14 protein-coding genes are annotated in these 21,541 nt (G+C 59.3%); 2 read left to right on the forward strand and 12 right to left on the reverse strand.

Translation table 11 applies throughout. The features are described from left to right. The first annotated feature begins 1 nt into the window (after position 1). Positions 2-4,183: an nSTAND1 domain-containing NTPase gene (locus tag LJY25_RS19730; RefSeq protein ID WP_227610207.1), complete on the forward strand. Its 4,182-nt coding sequence runs from the start codon at positions 2-4 to the stop codon at positions 4,181-4,183. A gap of 85 nt (positions 4,184-4,268) precedes the next feature. On the opposite strand, the gene LJY25_RS19735 is transcribed toward LJY25_RS19730, so the two are convergent. From LJY25_RS19735 to LJY25_RS19745, 3 genes are all read right to left on the reverse strand, one after another. Then, positions 4,269-5,177, reverse strand: a complete 909-nt coding sequence (locus LJY25_RS19735; protein ID WP_227610208.1) for a hypothetical protein — start codon at positions 5,175-5,177, stop codon at positions 4,269-4,271. Further along, positions 5,174-5,755, reverse strand: coding sequence for a hypothetical protein (locus LJY25_RS19740; RefSeq protein ID WP_227610209.1), 582 nt, complete (start codon positions 5,753-5,755; stop codon positions 5,174-5,176). Before LJY25_RS19740 ends, LJY25_RS19735 begins: the two co-directional genes overlap by 4 nt. A 429-nt stretch (positions 5,756-6,184) precedes the next feature. Beyond that, complete coding sequence (locus LJY25_RS19745; RefSeq protein WP_227610210.1) at positions 6,185-7,225, reverse strand: aldose epimerase family protein; 1,041 nt, start codon at positions 7,223-7,225, stop codon at positions 6,185-6,187. Between the two features lie 135 nt (positions 7,226-7,360). On the opposite strand from LJY25_RS19745, the gene LJY25_RS19750 reads away from it, so the two are divergent. Beyond that, on the forward strand, positions 7,361-8,476 hold the full coding sequence (locus LJY25_RS19750; protein ID WP_227610211.1) for a LacI family DNA-binding transcriptional regulator: 1,116 nt from the start codon (positions 7,361-7,363) through the stop codon (positions 8,474-8,476). 127 nt (positions 8,477-8,603) lie between these two features. Here LJY25_RS19750 and LJY25_RS19755 read toward each other — a convergent pair whose 3' ends face one another. The 9 genes from LJY25_RS19755 to fucP form a co-directional block, all read right to left on the reverse strand. Then, on the reverse strand, positions 8,604-11,447 hold the full coding sequence (locus LJY25_RS19755; protein WP_227610212.1) for a bifunctional transaldolase/phosoglucose isomerase: 2,844 nt from the start codon (positions 11,445-11,447) through the stop codon (positions 8,604-8,606). 214 nt (positions 11,448-11,661) lie between these two features. Next, positions 11,662-14,739 (reverse strand): glycoside hydrolase family 2 protein, encoded by a 3,078-nt coding sequence (locus tag LJY25_RS19760; RefSeq protein ID WP_227610213.1) that lies wholly within the window; start codon positions 14,737-14,739, stop codon positions 11,662-11,664. 21 nt (positions 14,740-14,760) lie between these two features. Beyond that, positions 14,761-15,765, reverse strand: a complete 1,005-nt coding sequence (locus LJY25_RS19765; protein WP_227610214.1) for a pectinesterase family protein — start codon at positions 15,763-15,765, stop codon at positions 14,761-14,763. A gap of 33 nt (positions 15,766-15,798) precedes the next feature. Further along, complete coding sequence (locus LJY25_RS19770) at positions 15,799-16,590, reverse strand: rhamnogalacturonan acetylesterase (RefSeq protein WP_227610215.1); 792 nt, start codon at positions 16,588-16,590, stop codon at positions 15,799-15,801. Positions 16,591-16,777: 187 nt separating this feature from the next. Then, positions 16,778-17,566 (reverse strand): L-fucose dehydrogenase, encoded by a 789-nt coding sequence (locus LJY25_RS19775; protein ID WP_227610216.1) that lies wholly within the window; start codon positions 17,564-17,566, stop codon positions 16,778-16,780. Between the two features lie 3 nt (positions 17,567-17,569). After that, positions 17,570-18,400, reverse strand: coding sequence for an amidohydrolase family protein (locus LJY25_RS19780; protein ID WP_227610217.1), 831 nt, complete (start codon positions 18,398-18,400; stop codon positions 17,570-17,572). Then, positions 18,387-19,244 (reverse strand): fumarylacetoacetate hydrolase family protein, encoded by an 858-nt coding sequence (locus LJY25_RS19785; RefSeq protein ID WP_227610218.1) that lies wholly within the window; start codon positions 19,242-19,244, stop codon positions 18,387-18,389. Before LJY25_RS19785 ends, LJY25_RS19780 begins: the two co-directional genes overlap by 14 nt. A 129-nt stretch (positions 19,245-19,373) precedes the next feature. After that, a complete protein-coding gene (locus LJY25_RS19790) occupies positions 19,374-20,138 on the reverse strand; it encodes an SDR family NAD(P)-dependent oxidoreductase (protein ID WP_227610219.1) in 765 nt (254 codons plus the stop codon). 41 nt (positions 20,139-20,179) lie between these two features. Next, on the reverse strand, positions 20,180-21,436 hold the full coding sequence (gene fucP, locus LJY25_RS19795) for an L-fucose:H+ symporter permease (protein ID WP_227610220.1): 1,257 nt from the start codon (positions 21,434-21,436) through the stop codon (positions 20,180-20,182). Positions 21,437-21,541 lie beyond the last annotated feature (105 nt).

A 21,541-nucleotide genomic window follows, 5' to 3' on the forward strand; every position in this document is an offset into this window, starting at 1 on the left:
AATGGCTGCTGCCGCTGATTTCCTTTTCCCCGGCTCCCAGGAGCCTATATGTCCGTATCCGGGCTTACGCACCTTCACGGAAGAAGAGTCCATCTATTTTCGAGGCCGGGAAAGCCACGTTAGCAAGTGCTTAAGGCTGCTGGCCCAGGAGCACTTTGTGATGGTGACGGGGGCCTCCGGCGACGGTAAATCGTCGCTCGTATTTGCGGGTATGCTTCCCGAAATTCGGGCCGGCTTCTTTCGGGCCAAGTACAGCAACTGGGTGGTAGCTACCTTCCGGCCGGAGCGTAACCCACTGCGCAACCTGGCTCACACCTTAACCCAGGCTTTGCGCCTGGAAAACGGCACGGCCGCCGTGGAAACGGAGTTGAGCCAAGGCTTTTCGGCTTTGGTACAACTTTACCAGGCCTCCTCGCTTTGTCCTCCCGCAGCAGCAAGGGCTACCTCAGAGGAACAGCGCCGGCATCAGCACGAAGCGGCCAACCTGCTGCTGGTGGTTGATCAGTTTGAGGAATTCTTCACGAATGCGGAGAACTACGACGGCAACACGGCTAACACCGCCGCGCAGACGGTCGTGAACCTACTCATCGAGACGACGCGGCTGGCCCGACAGCAGGGACTACCGATTTACATCCTGTGCACTATGCGCTCAGACTATGTGGGCCAGTGCGCAGAGTTTCGGGGTCTGATTGAGCTGATTGGGGAAAGCCAGTATTTTGTTCCCCGCCTGCTTCGCCACGAGTTTGTGGAGGTTATAAAGGAGCCCGCCTTGCTTAGCGGCAACCGCATCAGTGAGCGGCTGGTACAGCGCCTACTGTATGATATTCAGGATGGGCAGGATCAGCTGCCGGTGCTGCAGCACGCCCTGTATCAGATCTGGGTAGCCGCCGACTGCGGGCGGCAGGAAATGGATTTGCGCCATTACGCCCAGGTAGGCGGCATGGCGCTGGAGGAGCTGCCTACGGCTGACCAGGCGGAAATGCGGGTTTGGCTGGCTGAGCAAGATGAGCAGCAGCGCCAGCTGCTGCAACAGCGACCGTCCCTGCACAATGTGCTGGATGCGCATGCCAACAAGCTATACTATGGCGCCGCGGGGGACTACAATAGACGACACCCCCGAACGCCCATCAGCGAGGCTACGGCCCAACGCGTACTGGAAACTACTTTCCGCTGCTTAACCCGACTGGACGCCAACCGGGTTGTGCGTAACCGGATGACCGGGGCCGAAGTCACTGCTATTATCAACGACCCCGCACTGCCTTGGCCGGTGGTCTGCCAGATCCTTATGCCTTTCCGCCGTCTGGGCAATACCTTCATCTACCCCTTTCTGACGGAGGCGGATGAGGAAAGTACCGCGTTGCCCGCCGAAACGGTTTTGGACATCACCCACGAAAGCCTGATCCGCAACTGGACCCGGCTTACGGAATGGGCCCATGACGAGGCCAAGCAGGTTACTACTTTCCAGGAAGTACAAGCGCAGGCGCTGCGGTGGCAGGAGAATGAGCGTAGCGCCGGATTTCTGCTACCGATTGGGCTTTACACTCACTTTGCTTCCTGGTTTGCACGCAAGCAGCCCAGCGTTGGATGGCTGGCGCATTATGTAGGGGTAGAAAGTGGAGAAGTAACCCGTTCCCAAGTGGCCGAAGAGCGGCTCCAGGGTTTGCGCCGATTCTTAGAGGTAAGCCGGCGAAAGCTGCGCTTTCCACTGTTTCTGGAGCGGTACGGTGTGGGTAAAATCATAGGCTTTGTAGCCCTACTAATAACCGTACTGGCTCTGATATTTGGTTACAACTACTGGCGGGTACGTCAGCCCGATTACGTTGCTTATCAGGCTGTTCAGGATCACCTGCCGGATCTGACATCCCGGTATATTACAACAGAGCAGAAAGCAGATTTTGTTATTGGTATCGATAGGCTTCAATCATTTTTATACAAGCCTCTATTCAGCTTTCACTCTCAGCAAGAATACCAGTTTATTAATGTATTGGACAATTTACACGATGATACATTGGCTATTGACATTGAGCTGGATATGATGAAAAAGCTTATTACGACCGATGCGGATGGATTGCCAGTTATTAATCCAATGGCAAAGGCCGTAACACTGGATATTCATAAGCGAATCCAGCAATTTGCTCCGGCTACTGCCCCGCTTGATAGATGGAGAGAGATGAGTTTACGTGTCAGCATTTTCATCAATGGATGTGAATTTTACACCACACATACACCCGACTCAACTGTCACAAGCCTTCGTGGTCAATACATAAAATGGATTAATCACTATGTCCAAAAAGAAATAAATTCTAATGAACTTACGAAGCCAGACCCAATCACGTTCGGCTATTGTCTAAGAACTCTTATAAGCAAAACCGATTCTACTGTTTCCTTAAATTACCTAGAGCAGATAAATCCATTTGCATCATCGTCAAGCTATAACCGTTTTAAGCATTTTTTTCCAAGGAGAGGAGTAGTTAAATTTTCCCTTGATTCACAGATTGGTCATAGTGGAGGGTATATGGCCTCTGCTATTATCTGCATTGCCTTGCGGGATGAGCAAGGATTTATACAATCCCTCGATTCAATCAAGTCAAATTCAGTAGCTCTTAGATACAAAGACAGCCACTTTGCCATTCCTTATCTGGTTAAATACAATTCTATTAATAACGAAAATTTAACAGACATTATTCAGCGTATCGCTGATTTATCCGACACAGATTTCTATACATCGTATAGCATATTACTCTATAAGCTTATATCCATAAGCACATCTAAAAATGTATTTTATGTAACAACAAAGGAATGGGATGGGCTTGTTTACGCAGAAAATGTAAATACTGACCTCTACACCGCTACATCAACGCTAAATCACGAAAAAACTTGGTCAGCCTGTTTGTCGTTTGCTAATCATTCAGCTGGATTAGGTTCTGTATTCACAAACGAATTGGCCAAACATGACACTGAAATTAGCGAGCAATTTATCAAAGCGTTTACATATAAGATAAACTCTATCTACTTAGCTAACTCAAGAAACAATATTGAAAGAGCAGATTCCATGTGGAATGCCCACATGAACATTATAAATTATTATCATATGTCATTTGCTAATTATACTATTAGCCAACATTTAAATATGGATGGCACGAAAGGTTACCCAAATGGCAAAGAGCATGTTAACGCATTTGATTTTCTTTTGACCACTCGTCCACCCGTGACAAAATATTACGATGGCACACTAACCCTTGACTACAATTTTTATATTAAACAAAACAACAAATATAAAAGCATGTTGAATTACTACATGCAAGCTACTACTGTATATGATAGCATAGCTAGTTTAGAAACAACATTACCGGGAAAGATGTGCACTCCTTTGATTTTTGATAATTATTTTTATTTCGCCTTACATACCGACAGATGGTCTAAGCCTGACACAGCCACCTTATATCAAATAGCAAAATTTAACGATCAGAATCAAGCTTTTTTAAAGCTAAATAAGCTAGCATATTATTCAAACACCATTCCTAATAATTCTGTCGTTCAACGATTAGTGAATACCATAGCGCGGAACAAAGTAATTCGATCTAAAAGCATACATGGGCAAGCCATACGACTATTGTTATCAGACTTAGCAGTTAAATACGCTAAGCACAACCATTATGATCAACTTCAGTACTTTATTGATCCATTACCGGAAGCCATAAAACGACTCACTTATCTCAGAGTGTATGAGACTGCGCTATTTAACCATCACACTTCTGAAAAAACCAGCTTCAATAAATTTTTGTCTTCATACATACAAGAGTATGAAAATAAGCCTGAAATGGTAGCTAGCTCTATTATAGGGCTTTTCAGTGCTAAGTGGTCTCAGAGCGATAGCACTCAGGGTGCGCAGGAAGCCTTCTTGCAGCAGACTATCAAGGAGGGTTCCTCTCGAATCGCCAGATTAGATTATTTGATAGCTGGGCGGGTCCTTGGAGGCAACTCTTATCAAGCATATCAGGAAATCCCTACTTATTTGCCCTCGAATAATGTTTTAGCGTTGATTAATACTTTGCTTCATGCTAACGCAGCTCAGGTTCTTTTGCACGCTAGTCAGCAGGAGCAGCTCTATTGGAAGGTTTATCAAGAAGATATGCTTACAGGCTGGCATGACTATAGCGGAAGTGTGAAGGCTGATTTGTAACCCCAGTTTTTACTTGGCTTACCCCAAATTCATCAACTCACCTTCACCCGAACCACATGTAGTGTTGCCAAGTACAACAGAGGAGCTAGCTCAGCCGCTGCGTTTCCCAATCTTTGGTTTGGGATAAAAGTATCTCTTCCACTTGCTGAACATACGGCCGGAAGCTACTGCCGGTGGGTGCTTCTTCACGCTCGTGGAAATTGCGCAGGTGCTGTTCCATCTGCTGATAGCGATTGATCAGGTACTCGACGTTTTCCACTTCAATGTACGCCTTGGTTAAGCCGATTGCGGAAATCAGGATAACGAACAGGTTAAACTCCTGCAGTACCTCCGAAAGGGGGTAAAAGATGTCGATTGCGCGTACCCCGGCCCAAGATACAGCAATAAGCAAAAGGGTAATCACCAGCACCTTATGTTGACGAAGGCGCTGGGAAAGACGCTGAACCCGGCTGGTGAAGTAGCCATACTGCTCGTGGACGCGGTTGAGCTGATACAAGTGCGCCTGCTGCTCAGGGGGCAGGTGCTGGAACATGGGCTTTTGCCGTGCTAAGTCGTCCTGAGCAATAAGGGGCACATACTCACTCGCCACATCGTCGGCGAGCAGCAACTCCTGAAAGCGCTGCCACTGATCGGCCGAGTAGACGGTTGGACTGCTGGCCGGGCCAATATCAAAAAGGAAAAACCAAGCTTCACTTTTCAGCCGCTCAGCCTTGGCTCTCAGACGCGTCCAGTACCCAAAACGGGATTTGTGCCTGATGTGGTAGAATATCTCATACAGGGCCCCCACCATGCTGATCAGGATGACAAAAAGCTTCACGTAAGGATGCCACTTTACCTCCAGAAGCCGCGGGCTAAGGTCTTTGAGTTCGGCCAGCAGGCCTATTACTCCCAGAACCAACAAGGAACGAACGTAGGAAAACCGCCACGCCCGTTGTGCCTGGTTGGCAGCAGTATCAAGGGCATGAAAGAGAGGGACATGGTGCTCGGGGATCATACGATAGGCAATGAAAAAGGCCCCAACTGGTGAACCGGGATGAGTTGCGCGCTCAGAGACGTTAAAAAGTGAAAGCTCCCCCCTGGAGTAAGCTCCTGGCTGGACTGTATAAAAGCTAGCGCTTGTAGCGATGTGCGCTGGTCTTGCGCCCACTGTTGGGCAACCTGAAGCATCGCAGCGTTGCAGTCGGCGAACTGATCGGCGTCAGGCTGATACTGGTGGGCTGAAACTTGGGTAAGGTGCTTAGCCTCTACCAGCGCACGTACAAAGTAGGCTTCCCAAGGAGTGTCGTCATCAACTGCCTTGGGATAGTTTACCGACTCTTGCAGAAAGTCTGCCATGGCGAAGGGCAGAAACACGTGTAAGGGAATATTTCGGCGAAGGCATTCCTCGGTGACTAGCAAGTCGAAGCCAGCCGCCAAGCTACCTACGGCCGCCTGGATAGCCTGCTCCTGACTTAACTGATCCAGCAAGTCGCTGAGCTCACGCTGCACGGCTGGGACCAGCGCAACGGGAAAACGGGGTGTAGGGCGGTTTTGCCAGTCGATCCGATGCCCTGTAAAAAGAATAATGCTCATCCAAGACCTTGCACGCAGCTAAACGAAGCGCGGACGCTAAAATGCTTACCAGAATCAGTACTGCAAGCTAGCAACTGTGGTGAGGTTATAGCGCCGGCAAACGTGAAAATACAGCCTTAACATAACCGGTATGTACATTTTGAGCTACCAGGTAGAGCCGGCAGCTCGAGGTGTGCATCCTTATGTGGGCCAACCACTGTAAGCAAGCCCAATGAGTGGCAGTAATCGATTACCGAGGGAGACGGGATAAAGGAGCATGAGTTGAGCCACTTACGCGGGCCGTTGTAACTCATGACCTGAGTAGCAGATCGGCCGGGAGAGCAGCTGTGGCTGAAAGAGATCTGAACATGAAATTCAGATCTAACTATTAAGCAGAAGCCCTAAAACGCTGCACTCCGCAGGTCTCAGGGCGTTTGCTTTAAAATAAGGTTACCGCACTCTAAACTGGTAGCTCGTAGTCGAGCGCAGCACTTCGCCTGGCTGCAGAATAGTGCTTGGGAACCCAGGCTGATTGGGCGAGTCGGGGAAGTGCTGGGTTTCGAGGCAAAAGCCGGCGTGCTTGCCGTACACCCGGCCGCCCTGGCCAGTAAGTGTGCCGTCGAGGAAGTTACCGGTGTAGCATTGCACCCCGGGCTGGTCGGTGAAGACGTCCATCACCCGGCCCGAAACCGGCTCGTAAACCGTAGCTGCCCCTTCAGTCCCGCCGGTCAAAACCCAGTTGTGGTCGTAGCCGCCCTCGACCTGCGCGATACGCTCCCCGATGGCGTGGGGCGTGGTGAAGTCGAACGGGGTGCCGGCGACGGGGCGCAACTCCCCGGTGGGAATCAGCGTGTCGCCCACGACGGTGTAGCGGTCGGCGCGCAGGGTTAGCTCGTGGGCGAGTATGTCGGGGCCCGGGCCGAGGTTGAAGTAGCTGTGATTGGTGAGGTTGACGGGTGTCGGCCGGTCGGTGGTGGCGGTATAGTCGATGCGCAGGGCGTTGTCGGCAGTGAGGGTATACACGACGGTCACGCGCAGAGTGCCCGGGTAGCCCTCCTCGCCGTCGGGGCTTTGGTAGGTCAGCTTGAGGGTAGCGCCATCAGCTGAAGTACCGGGCTCAGCCTTCCAGATCACCTTGTCAAAGCCCTTTAGTCCGCCATGGAGGTGATTCGGGCCATTATTGGTTGCCAGCGTGTACACTTTCCCATTCAGTTCGAAACGCCCGCCCCGGATCCGGTTGCCGTAACGGCCAATCAGAGCCCCGAAGTAAGGCCCGGACCTTAGATAAGCCGGGCTCTGGTAGCCGGCCACGCTGTCGAAGCCCAGCACGACGTCGGCCAGTACGCCGTGGCGGTCGGGCACGAGCAGGCTGGTCACGGTGCCGCCATAATCGGTAATGGACGCCTGCAGGCCGTGGGCGTTGGTCAGGGTGAACAGCTGCGCGGCGGCCCCGTCCAGGGTAGTGCCAAAGGGAGCGGAAATCGGATTCATGCGGAAAGGTGGGAAAGCGGTGGCAGTTCGGCAACTATACTTGATTCCACTGGTCCGGGGTTTAGCGAATAGCAGCGGCCGGCTAGGTTTACGACCCGGCTTACACAATATTTGTGTAACCTTATCCGAGCTCCGATGCCCTCTTCCGCCCGCAAAAAAGCCGCGCCCGACAAAGCTGCCAGCCCGGTTTCGATGTCTGATCTGGCCAAGGAGCTGGGCGTTTCGGTCACCACCATCTCCCGGGCCCTGAGCGACCATTTCAGCATCGGTCCGGCTACCAAGAAGCGGGTGCTGCAGCTGGCCAAAAAGCGCAACTACCAGCCCAACCACCTGGCGGCGGCTCTGCGCAAAGGCAAAAGCAAGCTCATCGGCGTGATTGTCCCCCACATCTACGGCAGCTTTTTCCCGGCCGTCACCCACGGCATCGAGCGGGCCGCCAGCAAAGCCGGCTACAGCGTGATTCTGTGCCAGTCGCACGAGGACGTCGAACTGGAGCGCCAGTGCCTCGAAACCCTTATCGGGGCCCAGGTAGAGGGAATTCTGGTGTCGCTGGCCCGGACTGCCCAGGACCTGCGCCACTTTCAGAAAGTGCAGCAGCGCGGTACCCCGCTCGTGTTTTTCGACCGGATCCTGGAAAATGCCGCCGTCAACGCCGTGGTGCTCGACGACCGCAAAGGCGGCTACGTGACCACCAGGCACCTGCTGGAGCAGGGCTGCCGCCGCATTGCCCACTTTGCCGGCCCCCAGCAGCTGAACATCTACCGCAACCGTCGCCAGGGCTACCTCGATGCGCTTGAGGAATACGGCGTACCGGCAAATGAAGAACTGATCGTGTACTGCGACATGACCCTGGAAGACGGACAGCAAGGCATGAAGCAGCTGCTCAGCCTGCGCACGCCGCCCGACGCCGTGTTTGCCGCCGGTGACTTCACGGCCATGGGCGCGCTGCACACCATCCGCGACCAGCTGCTGCAGGTACCCCAGGACATTGCCCTGGCCGGTTTCAGCAACGAGGCCTTCACTTACCTGCTGGAGCCCCGGATTACGTCCGTCAACCAAAAAGGCGACCAGATGGGCCAGGCCGTGATTCAGCTCCTGCTCGACGTAGTAAACCAGCAGCCCGGGCAGCCCCTGCAGCAGGTGGTGCTGGAGCCCGAGCTGCTGGTGCGTACCTCGTCTCTGGCCGGCCGCGAGCCAGCCGCTCCAAAGGCCAAGCCAGCCTCCCGAAAGCCCGCGGCCGGGCGGAAGTGAGTTTCCTCAGAACTGCGTGCGTTGCTGCGTCCGCCGGCAGCCCCGGCCAGGCCGGGTAGAAAAAGCAAAGTGCCGCAGCCGGGCTGAAGCCTGACTGCGGCACTGAAAAAACGCACTTTTTGCCAGGCTAGGCCTGGGCAGCCGCCAGCGGAGCTGACTGCAGCGCTGTCAGCACGGTGCGCAGGCCCTGTTCGGCGTCGGTACCGAGGTGGATGCGCAGGGTGCGACGGTTGTAGTCGTGGAGGGCCTGCAGGTCGCCGGCCGCCTGAGCGTTCTTGAACGTACCGAACGTGTACGAGCGGCCCGGCAGCGGCAGATCCTGGGGATGGTCGACGGTGAACTGCACGAACAGCCCTTTGTCGGGGCCGCCTTTGTGGTACTGGCCGGTGGAGTGCAGAAAGCGCGGACCGTAGCCGGACGTGGTAGCCAGCTGCAGCTGCTCCTGCACCTGGGTACGCAGCTCGGCCAGGCCCCGGTTCAGCTCGTCGGACTCGTTCAGGTATGCCTGAATGTTGAGGAAGTCACCGGGGCGGGCCTGGGCAAAGAAGTTCTGGATTACCTCGGCCGCGCTGCCGCCCGCAACGGCGCTGTAGTAGGCCACGCCGTTTTCCGTCACCTTGGGCGCGTCGCCCTGGGGCAGGCTGCCCTGCTCCTGCACCACCTTCATCAGGCGGTCGGTGGCGGTTTTGGCGGCCTGCACGTTGGGCTGGTCGAAGGGGTTGATTTCGAGCACGGCGCTGGCAACGGCCGTGGCTACTTCCCAGCGGAAGAACTCGGCGCCCAGATCCAGGGGCTCGTCCATCAGAATGCGGATGATCGGGTGACCGGCGGCTTCGAGAGCGGCGAGCCTGGTCTGGTTTTCCGAATCGGCATCGTTCTGGTAGCCTACGTACACGAACACGCGGTCCTGGCCGTAGACGGCCGGTTCCCGGGCGGGCTCCCCGGCAATGGGCAGGATGCCTTTGCCTTCCTTGCCGGTGCTTTCGGCAATGAGCTGCTCAAGCCAGAGGCCCAGGTCGCTGAGCGACTCGGGCACGATGAGGGTGAGCTTGTCGCGGTCTTGCTGGGCCAGCACGCCCAGGGCCACACCCAGCTCCAGGCCGGGCTTCTGCTCTACGCTGCCGTAGGCGCCGTTGGCGCGCATCATGCGGATGGCGCGCTCCAGGATTTCACCGATATTGAGGCCGTAGAGCGCGGCGGGCACCAGGCCGAAGTACGACAGGGCCGAGAAGCGTCCGCCCACCTCGGCGAAGTTCAGGAAGATGCGGCGGTAGCCCTGCTCGGTAGCCGAGGTCACGAACTTGGAGCCCGGGTCGGTAATAGCCACGAAGTTTTCGCCGGCCTTGTCGCCCTTGATCTGCCGGAGCCGGTCGTAGAAATAGTCGCCGAAGGCCAGGGGCTCAGCGGTAGTGCCGGATTTGCTGGCCACGATGAACAGCGTTTCGGCCAGGGGCACCGACTCCTCGATCTGACGCACGGTGCCGGGGTCCGTCGTGTCGAGCACCGACATCGGCAGGCCGTTCGGGCCCATCGGGAGCGAGGACTTGAACACGATGGGCGCCATTGTGCTGCCGCCCATGCCCATCACCACCACGTGCCTGAAGCCGGCGGCCTTCACATCATTGACGAACTGCTCGATTTCGGGCACGGCGCCGACCATCGTCTCAGCCACGCGCAGCCAGCCCATAAAGGAGCGGATGCTCTGCTGGCCTTCCGCGTCCTGCACCCACAGATCAGCCTGCTTGTTCCAGAAACCGGCGGTGAAGTTCTTCCCATTCAGCTCCTGAATCTTGGCGTCGACGGCCGCCTGGTAGCGGCCCAGGTTCATCGTGGCGGGAGCTACCGTGGTGTCGAGCGAGGCTACCCGCTTTTTCTCGATGGATTCCATCAGCTTGCCGAAGGGCTCGTTGAATTTCTTGGCTCCGTCTACTTCCAGGAAGTTGGTTTGCTCTTCCAGGCTGATGCCCAGTTCAGGCAGGCGGCGCAACACTTCGGCGGCTTTATCCAGGCCTTCTTCAAGGCGGCTGGCGGGCCTGCCTTTGGCGCGGAAGATGTCGAGCGTTTCCACCGGCACGGTGTTCACCGTTTTCGGCCCGATCAGGTTCTCGACGTACTTCAGGTCGTCGTACCTGGGGTTTTTGTTGCCGGTGCTGGCCCACAGCAGACGCTGCGTCTCGGCACCCTTGGCTTGGAGGGCTTCCCAGCGGGGGCTGCTGAAAATTTCCTTGTAGATCTGATAGGCCTGCTTGGCGCTGGCCAGCGCCACCTCCCCTACCATCGACTGAGCCAGCTCACCTTTTTCACCCCCTTCGGCGGCAATCTTTTCCAGCATCGGGTCAATCAGCACGTCGATGCGGCTGAGAAAGAAGCTGGCGACGGAGTCGATGCGGGTGATGGGGAGGCCGGCTTTTACGCGGTCTTCGAGGCCCGCCAGGAAAGCTTCGGCCACGAGGCGGTAGCGCTCCAGCCCAAAAATCAGGGTCACGTTGACGTTGATGCCCTCGGCAATCAGGCGGCGGATGGCGGGCAGGCCCTCGAGCGTGGCGGGCACCTTGATCATCACGTTGGGTCGGTCGACGGTCTGCCAGAAGCGGATGCCTTCCTCAATGGTGCCCTCGGTGTCGTTGACCAGGGCCGGCGACACTTCCAGGCTCACGTAGCCGTCACTGGCGTTATCGGCGCTGTCGTAGAGCGGGCGGAACAGGTCGCAGGCGTGCTGCACGTCGGCCACGGCCAGGGCGGTGTAGATTTCGTCGGTGGATTTGCCCTGCAGCGCCAGGCTGCGGATGGCCGAGTCGTAGTCGGTGCTGCCGCCGATGGCCTTTTCGAAGATGGCCGGGTTGGACGTAACGCCACGCAGGGCTTCGTCGGAAATGCGGCGCTGCAGCTCGCCGTTGGTCAGGATTTGGCGGCGGATGAAGTCCAGCCAGATGCTTTGGTCGAATTGACGAATGTCAACTAATGGGTTCATAGACGTGCGGTTAAACAAAAAGGCCGGAGCTTCCGGAAGGTGACGTTCGCGCCAGGCTGGCGGGGCCGCTTCTCCCACGAAAAACCATCGGCAAGGATGCGGAGTGGGGCAATGAGGCGGCCAAAATACGGCATTCCTTCGGTACGCAGCACCCGGGTCGCGAATTCCCGGCCGAGCTCAACGGTGAACTCAGCGTGTCGGAACCGGGACAAGCCTATTCCCGGCCCGCGTAGCGCAGCATGTTCAGCAGCAGCTGCTGCCCTACCAGGTTGGCCTTATTTTTCCCGGAGGTGTTGAAGGTCTTCATGGCCTCGTTTTCGCCGTCGCCCTCGGCCCGCCTGCCGGTGTTCACGTCCCGGATGCAGGCAAAGATGTCGAGGGTGGACAGGATGATGCGGCCCCGGCCGTGGGGCACTACGCTCAGCGCCGAGTACACCTCCTTTTTATGGTCCGACACGCAGCCCACCACGGTTTCGCCGTTGAACAGGCGCAGACCGGCGCGGCTGCGGTTGTAGGTGGCAAAGCACTGGTATTCCCAGTTGAACACGCAGCTCTGGGGCAGGCTGTCGAACAGCGGGTGGGCTTTCACGAAGTAGTTGCCCCCGTACCACGAGGTGCCCAGCTCCTTGAGGCCGCGGTAGTCGGCTACTTCCTTGCGGCCCAGGTGGGTAGCCCACTTGTCGGTGTTGCCGACCACGATGAGCGTGTTGCCCTCATTCACCCACTCCAGAATCTCGGTTACGAGCGGGTTGCCGGTCTGCTGGGGATTGAAGGCGCCCACCAGCAGGTACCGGCCTTCGGGCCGCCCCGACTTAAAGTCTTTAAAGGCCTTGACGCCGACTGACTTCAGATAAGCACCCAGCACCCCGCTGGTATCGGCCACCATGCCCTGAGCCGGAATGCCGGCCGTGTTCAGCTGCAAAGCCAGCATCGTGTCGTCGCCGGAGGCTACGGTTTTACTTCCGCTCAGCAGCTCGGCCGTGACCCGGGTGTAGCCCGTACTGCGGGGCACCACCCTCAGCCCGGCTTTCAGCAGCTCGCCGTACCTGGTGCCGCCCGTTACCTTCACCGGCACGTTCCGGCTGAATACAACCTGGCCTTTTTCGTCGGTGGCCTTCACCAGCAGCGTGTACTTCCCTTTCAGATTCGCCTCGTTCACGATAAACAGGTCCACGGTAGACGTGTCGCCCCCGCCCAGAACCTTGCGGGTCATTTTCACGGCCACGTAGAGCGGGCGGTTGTAGCGGGCAATCAGGTCCACGTCGCCCTTGGGGTTGCGGTAGTTGTCGACGATGCCGGAGTGGTTTTCCAGCATCATGCTTTCCCAGCCGTTCACTGCGTAGCCATCCGTGACGTTGTTGATCCGGATATTCTCGATGGCCCGGCCCTGGTAGTAGAACGCCACGTTGCCCATGGCTTTGGTCAGCGCGTCCACCGTGGGAAACGCCTTATTGAACCCGTCGTGGGTTTTCAGGAACTGGTCGTAGGCATCGTACCACTGCAGGTAGCTGGCCGTTTCCCAGCCGATGTCTTTGCCCGTTTTCAGGATCTCGTTGCGGATCAGCTCCAGCCGGGGCGGAGTGCCAATGGCCCCTTCCTCGCCGTAGTAGATGATTTCGTCCTGGTGGTCGGTGTAGCGCAGGTAGTTTTTCGGATTGGAGTACAGGTTGTCGTGGTAGGTGCCCGGACCGCCGGCGTGGTGCTGGTCAAACCAGCCGTAATCTTTGAAATCATTGCTGTAGGGCAGCAGGTGGAGCTTAAAGCGCGGGTTGGGCTTGAGCGTGGGGTCGCCGTTGGAAGAGTTGTAGGTGAGCAGGCGGCTGTTGTCGAGCTGATGAGCGGCCAGCATCTGCCGGCGGTCCTCGTCCTGGGGCGGGGCGCCCCGCTCGTTGTGAAAGTTGTAGATAACCAGGCTCGGGTGGCTTCGGTCGCGCCGGATCATGCGCAGCACCTTTTCGGTGCGGGTGGCGAAATAGAAGTCGGTCTGCTTTTTTCCGAGCGTGTCGGTGGGGTTGAACTTGTCGGCCGGGTAGGAGTTGCCGCCCGGCTCCTCGAAGTACAGCAAACCCAGTTCATCGGCGTAGTCGAGCACGTTGGTCTGGCCAATGGTGCGGTGGAAGTTGAGCATGTTCAGCCCCAGCGCCTTGGCCGTTGCTACCTGCCTGCGCGCCAGCTCATCGGTGGGCGCAATGCCGTTGACGGGCCAGAAGCCCCAGGAAATCGAGGTGCGCAGCACGATGCGCTGCCCATTCAGGAAAAACTGCCGGTCCTTGCCCGCCACGTCGCGGATTTCAAACCAGCGAAAGCCAAACCGCCGGGCCAGCGCGTCGGTGCCGCCGTTGGCTCCGCGCCAGGTGGCGGTGAGGACGTACAGGTTGGGCTGCTCCACGCTCCACAGCTTCGCGTCTTTCAGCGCGACGGTCATTTTCTGCACGGTGCGGCCCGCGGCCAGCCTGCTCACCGTCTGCTCCCGGGTAAACACGACCTTGCCGCTGCTTTTTTCCGCCACTTCGTAGCGCAGGGTACCGCCCGCATCGGCCGGCGTCCGGTTTTCCAGGGTCACTTCCACGTCGACTTCGCGCAGGGCGGGTTTGTTCTTGACGAACACGTCCTGCACGAACACCGGGTCAGTGGCGACCAGCTTTACCCGCCCGGTGATGCCGCCGAAGCCGTGGGTGGGAATGGTGCGGTACGAGCCCCACATAAAGTTCTGGGAGTCGCGCCAGTCGAAGTTGCCGTTAGGGTCGGTGATGCGCACGGCCACCTCGTTGGGGGCGCCATAGGTTACGTACCTGCTGATGTCGACCTCAAACGGGGTGCTGTTGACCAGGTCGTAGCCCACAAGCTGACGGTTGACAAAGATTTCGGCCCGGAACCGCACGCTCTCGAACTGCAGCGTTACGCGCCGGCCCTTCAGCGCGGCGGGCACGTCGAGCCGGGTGCTGAACCACGACACACCGAGGTAGTTGCCGCTCAGCCCGAACGCGTTGCCGTTATGGCCCCAGTAGTACTGCTCCACCGTAGCGGGCAGGTGCACGGTCTGCGCGTTGGCGCCATTCAGGGCGTCCCAGCCGCCGGTGGGCGGACGCACGGGCAGCTGGGCTACGTCTACCGGGGACAGGTAAAGCTTGTCGGTCACCCAGCGGGCCGCGGGATCGAGCCACAGCTTCCAGTCCTGGTTGGACAAGTCCTGCTCGATGCGCCCGGAACCGGTCTGGGTCCGGCTTTGAAAGCTACAGCCCAGTAAAAGCAGCAGAACAAGGATAGGGCGGCAGGAAGCGGATTTCAGCACGAAAAGAAAGTACAGGGTGAGCTAGTTCAGGCCGGGGGTCCAGGGCGCGGTGCCGCGGAAGATGTTGGCGAGGGTGTACTTTCTGGCCTCCCGGGCCGGGAGCTGCCGGCTCCACCGGGCCCGCTCCCGGGTGCCGGCGCCCGGTCCGGTCGACTTAAACTCGGCGTAAAAGGCGGTTTTCTCGTTGTCGGCACTGCGCCAGTTGTCCCAGCCCACGGGCGTGATGTGGGCGCCCAGCTCGCAGTTGAGAAAAACGGTGCGGGCGTGGGGGCGCCAGGGCCGGCCCAGGTACACCTTTTTGGCCGTGGGGTCGGCGGTGAGTTTGCAGTTTAGAAACACCAACCCATAGGCCTGCCGGGGCGTGGTGGAGGCGGCCGTGATGTAGGAGTCGGATTTGCTGTGGATGGTGCAGCCTTCAAACACGGCCGTGCTGGCCCCGAAGATGAAGTCGGTGGTGCCTTCGATATAGCAGTCCTTGTAGTACTGCCGGCTGTTTTCGATGGCCAGGAACAGCGTGTCCTGGTTGCCCAGCATGCGGCAGTTGCGGAAGATGGCCCGGTCGCCTTCCACGTGCAGCGCCACGGCCTGCCCTACCCGGCCGGCGGAATTTTCGAACGTGATGTTCTCGGCCGTGAAGTCATTGCCCTGCACCCGTACCGTGGACGAGGAGTAGGTCGTGTGCTTTTCGGCGTCGCCGGAAAAGTCGCCGAAGGTGATAACCACTCCGTCCCGGCTTTCGCCGAGCAGGGTAATGTGGGTTTTCTGCGACGGAATCAGCAGCTTTTCGCGGTAGGTGCCGTTCTTGATGAAGATGGTGGCCGTAACCTGCATAAAGTCGCGCACCGCCATTACCGCCTCCTGGATAGTGCGGTAGTCGCCCGAGCCATCCGCCGCCACGGTCAGCCGCACGGCCTGGTTAAACGAAGGCGCAGAGACGGTAGGCTTGGCCGGCGGGGAAGTCTGAGCGTGCAGGGCCGGGCCGGAGAGCAGCAAGGCCGAGGTCAGCAGAACAAAGCGAGAAAGCATCAGCAGCGGAATATCAGGGGAGAAAAGCCACGCCTAGCGGGCCTGGGGGTCGACGGCGACTTTCACCTCACGCTTCACGATACGGTCGGCCAGCTCCAGCTTGAGCGTGCGCACATCGGCCAGCACCAGCTGGGCCATTTTGCGGGCGCCCAGCTCGTTGAAGTGGGTGTTGTCGTCGCGCCCGGCGGGGTAGTTGGGATGCTCGCCGGGCACAAGCTGGTTGAACAGCAGCCTGGAGTTCTCCACTCCGAACTGTTGAAGCAGCGCCTGGCTGGTCTGGTCGAGGTCGATAAGGGGCACCTGCTGGTCTTTGGCCACGTTGCGCACAATGGCGGAGTACACGTTGTGGGTGCCCTCGACTTTGCCGGCAGCATCGAACTTACGGCGGGCCACCGGCGTCAGCAGCACCGGAAACGCCTTTTTCAACCGGGTTTCGGTGACGAAGCGCATCAGGTTGGCCCGGAATTCCGCCTCGGTGGAGTAGCTTTTCTTGGTGGGCACCTCGTCGTTGTGGCCGAACTGAATGAAGACGTAGTCGCCGGGCCTGAGGTCGTTGGCCACGGGCTGCCAGCGATTCTCGGCTAGGAAGCTTTTGGTGCTGCGCCCGTTCTGGGCGCGGTTGTCGATGGTCACCGTCTCATCAAAGAAATAGCGAAACGGCGTGCCCCAGCCGGTTTCGGGAAAGGCTTTTTCCTGCTTGTCGGCCATGGTAGAGTCGCCGATCAGGTACACCCTGATCCGGGCGGGCGGGGCCGGGGCAAAGGCCAGCAGCGCCAGCAGCCCCAGGGCCCAGGTGGTTTTCAGAAGTCGGGAAACGGAGCGCATACGGTGAGACGGGAAATGAAAGCAAACGAATCAATCAGCCAAGCAGCAAATCAACCGATTGTGTAGATGGAAAGGGCAGCTGCCAAGGCTGCTAGGCAGCCAAGTACGGGCTATTTTCAAACCTAGAAATGCCGGCCTGGCGGAATAGTTATGCAAACGATGCCGGGAACGTTGACGACGAGCCGCCTCAGGCGCCGGCCAGGGCCCGGTCGAGGTGAACGTAGCCCCCATCCACGTGCACGAGCTGCCCGGTGGTATGGCTGGAGCAGGCCGAAAGCAGAAATGCCACCGTGTTGCCGATTTCCTCCGGTGTGGTCATGCGGTTTTCCAGCGGAATCCGGCTGGTGATTTCGCGGAGCTTTTCCCCGGGGCTGGGCAGGGTCTGAATCCAGGACTCGTACTGCGGGGTCCAGCTTTCGGCCACCACCACGGCATTCACGCGGATGCCGTACTTGAGCAGCTCCACGGCCCACTCCCGGGTGAGGGCATTGCGGGCGCCGTTGGCGGCGGCGTAGGCGGAGGTGTTGCCCTGCCCGGTTTCGGCGGTTTTGGAGGTGATGTTGACGATGGCGCCCCGGCTTTTCTTGAGCTCCGGCAGGGCGTGGTGGGCCAGCAGGTAGTAGTGCACCACGTTGCGGTGCAGCGAAGCCATAAACCGGGCGTAGTCGCCGTGCTCCAGCCCCACCCCGTCATTCACCCCGGCATTGTTGACCAGCCCGTCGAGGCGCCCGAACTGCGCTACCACGGCCTGCACGGCCGATTCGCAGGCAGCCGGGTCGCTCAGCTCGGCGGCAAACTGCCAGCTCCGGCCGCCGGATGCTGCCAGCGCCGCCACGGTGGCGAGGTTGTCGGCTTCGGTGCGGCCGATGATAACCGGAATGGCGCCCTCGGCGGCCAGCACCCGGCAAATTCCTTCCCCGATGCCCTTGGCGCCGCCGGTTACGAGTATGACTTGGTCGCGGAGCAGTAAATCCATAGGTCAGAGGTTGTAGAAGTCAACGGCATTGCCGCCCCAGAACCGGGCCTGCTCGGCGGCAGAAAAGGAGGAAAGATAGTCGGCCACCAGTGCATGCACCTGGCCGTAGTCGCCCGCCACGGTGCAGACTGGCCAGTCGGAGCCGAACAGCAGGCGGCGGGGTCCGAAGGCTTCGAACGCGGCGTCGAGGTAAGGCCGGAAGTCGCCGGGCTGCCAAACCGCCCAGTCGGCCTCCGTTACCAGGCCCGACACCTTGCAAAACACATTTTCGTGGGCGGCCAGCTTCCCTAGCTCCTGCCGCCAGGGCTCAAGCGTACCGGCCTTAATGAAGGGCTTGGCGAGGTGGTCGAGCACAAAGGGCTGGTCGGGAAACGCGGCGGCCAGCTCGGCGGCGTAGGGTAGCTGATCGGGCAGGATGAGCAGGTCGAAGGTGAAGCTATGCCGGGTCAAGACCCCGATGCCGCGCCGGAAGGCCGGGGTCAGCAGCAGGGCCCGGTCGGCCTCGCTCTGCAGCACGTGGCGAAAGCCCTTCAGCTTAGTTGAATGCGCGTAGTGCCCGAGCCGCTCCGCCACGTTTTCAGCCTGCAGATCGGTCCAGCCCACCACGCCCCGGATAAAGTCGTGCTGCCCGGCCAGGCTTAGCAGAAAGTCGGTTTCCGCTTCCGCCTGACTGGCCTGCACGGCCACGCAGCCGTCGAGGCCGTGCTGCTGCAGCAGGGGCCTCAGATCGGCCGGCAGGAAGTCGCGGCGGATGGCGGCCATATCGTTGGTTATCCAGGCGTCGCGCACCGGCTCAAAAACCCAGAAGTGCTGGTGAGCGTCAATGCGGAGCATAGGCTTTCAGCTCTTGCCGGGCCGAGCCCAGCCCGTCGATGCCCAGCTCTACCACGTCGCCGGGCTTCAGGTACACCGGTGGGTTCAGGCCCAGCCCCACGCCGGCGGGCGTGCCGGTGGAGATAATGTCACCGGGCAGCAGGGTCATAAACCGGCTGATGTAGCTGATCAGAAAGGGAATGCGGAAGATCAGGTTGGCGGTGGTGCCATCCTGCATGTTCTGCCCGTTCACCGTCAGCCACAGCCGCAGGTTGTCGACGTCCGGAATCTCGTCGGGCGTGGCCAGGAAAGGGCCGATGGGCGCGAAGGTGTCGCAGCCCTTGCCCTTGTCCCAGGTGCCGCTGCGCTCCAGCTGAAACTCCCGCTCCGACACGTCGTTGTGCAGGGCGTAGCCGGCCACGTAGCCGGCCGCGTCGGCTTCCTCTACGTAGGACGCGCGCTGGCCGATGATGACGGCCAGCTCGACTTCCCAGTCGGTTTTCACCGAGTCGCGGGGAATGATGATGTCGTCGTTCGGGCCCGCCAGCGCGGTGGTCGACTTGAGAAACAGCACCGGCTCGGGTGGGGGCGTGGCGCCGGTTTCGCGGGCGTGGTCGGCATAGTTGAGCCCTACGCACACAATCTTGGACGGTCGGGCCGTGGGCGGGCCCAGCCGCGTACCGTTGGGCACCCGGGGCACCCGGCCTTCGTTCTGGCGCAGAAACTCCGCCAGCCGGGTCAGGCCGTCGGTGGCAAAAAAGCTTTCGGTGTAGTCCTCGCCGAAAGCCGAGACGTCGTAGTGCTGGTCGTGAAGAATAACGCCCGGGCTTTCCTGGCCGGGCGGGCCGAAGCGGATGAGTTTCATGGATTGTTATGAGTTGATTGTTATCTGTTGATGGCTGATTGATAGTGGCTGGGCTTATCAGCAGGTACTGCGATGCGCAACGCCAGGCTTGTGTGAGCAGCAATAAATAATCACCAATCAACTTCTTCCTCAGCTGTTCAGCTTGATAAACCCGCCATCGAGCGGGTAGTCGCAGCCGGTGACGAAGCCGGCCTCGTCGGAGCACAGGAACAGGGCCAGGGCGGCCACTTCGTCGGGGGTGCCCATGCGGCCGATCGGCTGGCTTTGGGAAAGCCGGGCAAAGGTTTCGGCTTCCTGACCAGGGTAGTTTTTGGCAATGAAGCCGTCGACGAACGGGGTGTGCACCCGGGCCGGGGAAATGCTGTTGCAGCGGATGTTGTGGGCCAGGTAGTCACGGGCCACCGACAGGGTCATGGCGAAGATGGCGCCCTTGCTCATGGAGTACGCCAGGCGGTCGGTGAGGCCGACGTGGGCGGCAATGGAGGCCATGTTGACAATGGCGCCCCCGCCGTTGGCTTTCAGCAAAGGCACCGCCGCGAACAGGCAGTTGTAGGCGCCCTTCACGTTTACCTGGTACACCCGCTCGAAGTCGGCCTCGGAGGTATTCTCCACGTTGCCCACGTGCGCAATGCCGGCGTTGTTGATGAGAATATCCAGCGTACCGATGCCGGTAAATACGTCGAGCACGGCTTCCTGCTGGCTGATGTCGGCGGGGTGGGCAAAGGCCTGTCCCCCACCCTCCCGGATTTCCGCCACGACGTCCTCGCCGGCAGTCCTGTTCAGCTCGATAAGGTGCACCTGGGCGCCCTGGCGGGCAAACAGCAGGGCCAGGGCCCGGCCGATGCCGCTGCCCCCGCCGGTAATGACGGCTTTTTTTCCGAGTAAGCTGAACATAAGGTTAACGCAACAAGTGAAGACGGTGATATCAGGAAAAACTAGTGCGCTACGGCCAGCTCCGGCACGGCCGCGGGATGAGCTTTCAGGTTGCGAAGGGCAAACAGCAGCACGGCTCCAAAGCAAAAGCCCGGCACCACGTAGGCCGTCTGGATGGAGGTGGCGTCGGAAAGCCAGCCCATCAGCAGCGGAAAGACGGCCCCGCCCACGATGGCCATAATCACGAAGGAAGAGCCCTGCTTGGTGTTGGCGCCCAGCCCGCGGATGCTCAGGGAGAAAATAGTCGGGAACATGATGGACATAAAGAACTCCACCCCAATCAGCGCATACACCGAGAACATGCCCGGCAGCAGCACCGCCAGTCCGATCAGCACCACGTTAGCCAGGCTGTAAAAAGCCAGCAGGCGGGCCGCCGGCACGTAGCGCAGCAGCAGCGTGCCCAGGAAGCGCCCGGCCATAAAGCCCAGCAGCGCCCCCGACAAATAATAGGCCGCCAGCTTTTCGTCGAGGCCCGCCACGCGGCCGGCAAACCGGATAAAGAAGCTGCTCACGCACACCTGGGCGCCCACGTAGAAAAACTGCGCCGCCACGCCCAGCCACAGGTTTTTCTCGTGCAGCAGGGAGCCCGCCCGGCCGGTAGTTTCGGCCGCCTCAATCTCCGGCAGCCGGGTACGCCAGAGCAGCAGGGCCACCAGCAGCACCACGGCCCCAATCACCAGGTAGGGCACCTGCACGGCCGCGGCTTCCTGGTCGAGGTAGGCGGTAAGCTCCCCGGCCGGCATGGCGGCCTCTTCAGTGGCGGAAAGCGTGCGGCCCGACAAAATAAACGCGCCGCCGAGCAGGGGCGCCAGCGTGGCGGCCAAGCCGTTGAACGACTGCGCAAAGTTGATGCGCTGGGCTGCTCCAGCCGGGTTGCCCAGCACGGTGATGTAGGGGTTGGCGGCCGTTTCGAGAAACGTCAGGCCGCTGGCAATGATGAATAAAGCCGCCAGGAAGAAGCCGTAGGAGCGCGCCGCGGCCGCCGGGTAAAACAGCAGGGCGCCGGCAGCAAACAGCAGAAGCCCGAGCAGAATACCGCCCTTGTAGCCGTAGCGCTTCATGAACAGCCCCGCCGGCAACGCCAGCAGAAAGTACGCCACGTAGGAAGCCGAGTCAATCAGGGCCGACTGGGCGTCGGTGAGCTGGCAGGCTTTCTTGAGGTGGGGAATCAGGATCGGGTTCAGGTTGAGGGCAAAGCCCCAGAGAAAGAACAGGCAGGTGATCAGGCCAACGGCGTAGACGGGTTTGCGGGCAGACATGGGCGGGCGAGGTCAGAGGCGGAACAACCAGAGCCCGGCCAACAAAAAAGCGTCGGGCTCCCTGCGGATACCCGACGCGCTGGATTTCCCGGAAAAGCGGAGCCG

This window comes from Hymenobacter translucens (assembly GCF_020685205.1).
GTDB classification, from domain to species: domain Bacteria; phylum Bacteroidota; class Bacteroidia; order Cytophagales; family Hymenobacteraceae; genus Hymenobacter; species Hymenobacter translucens.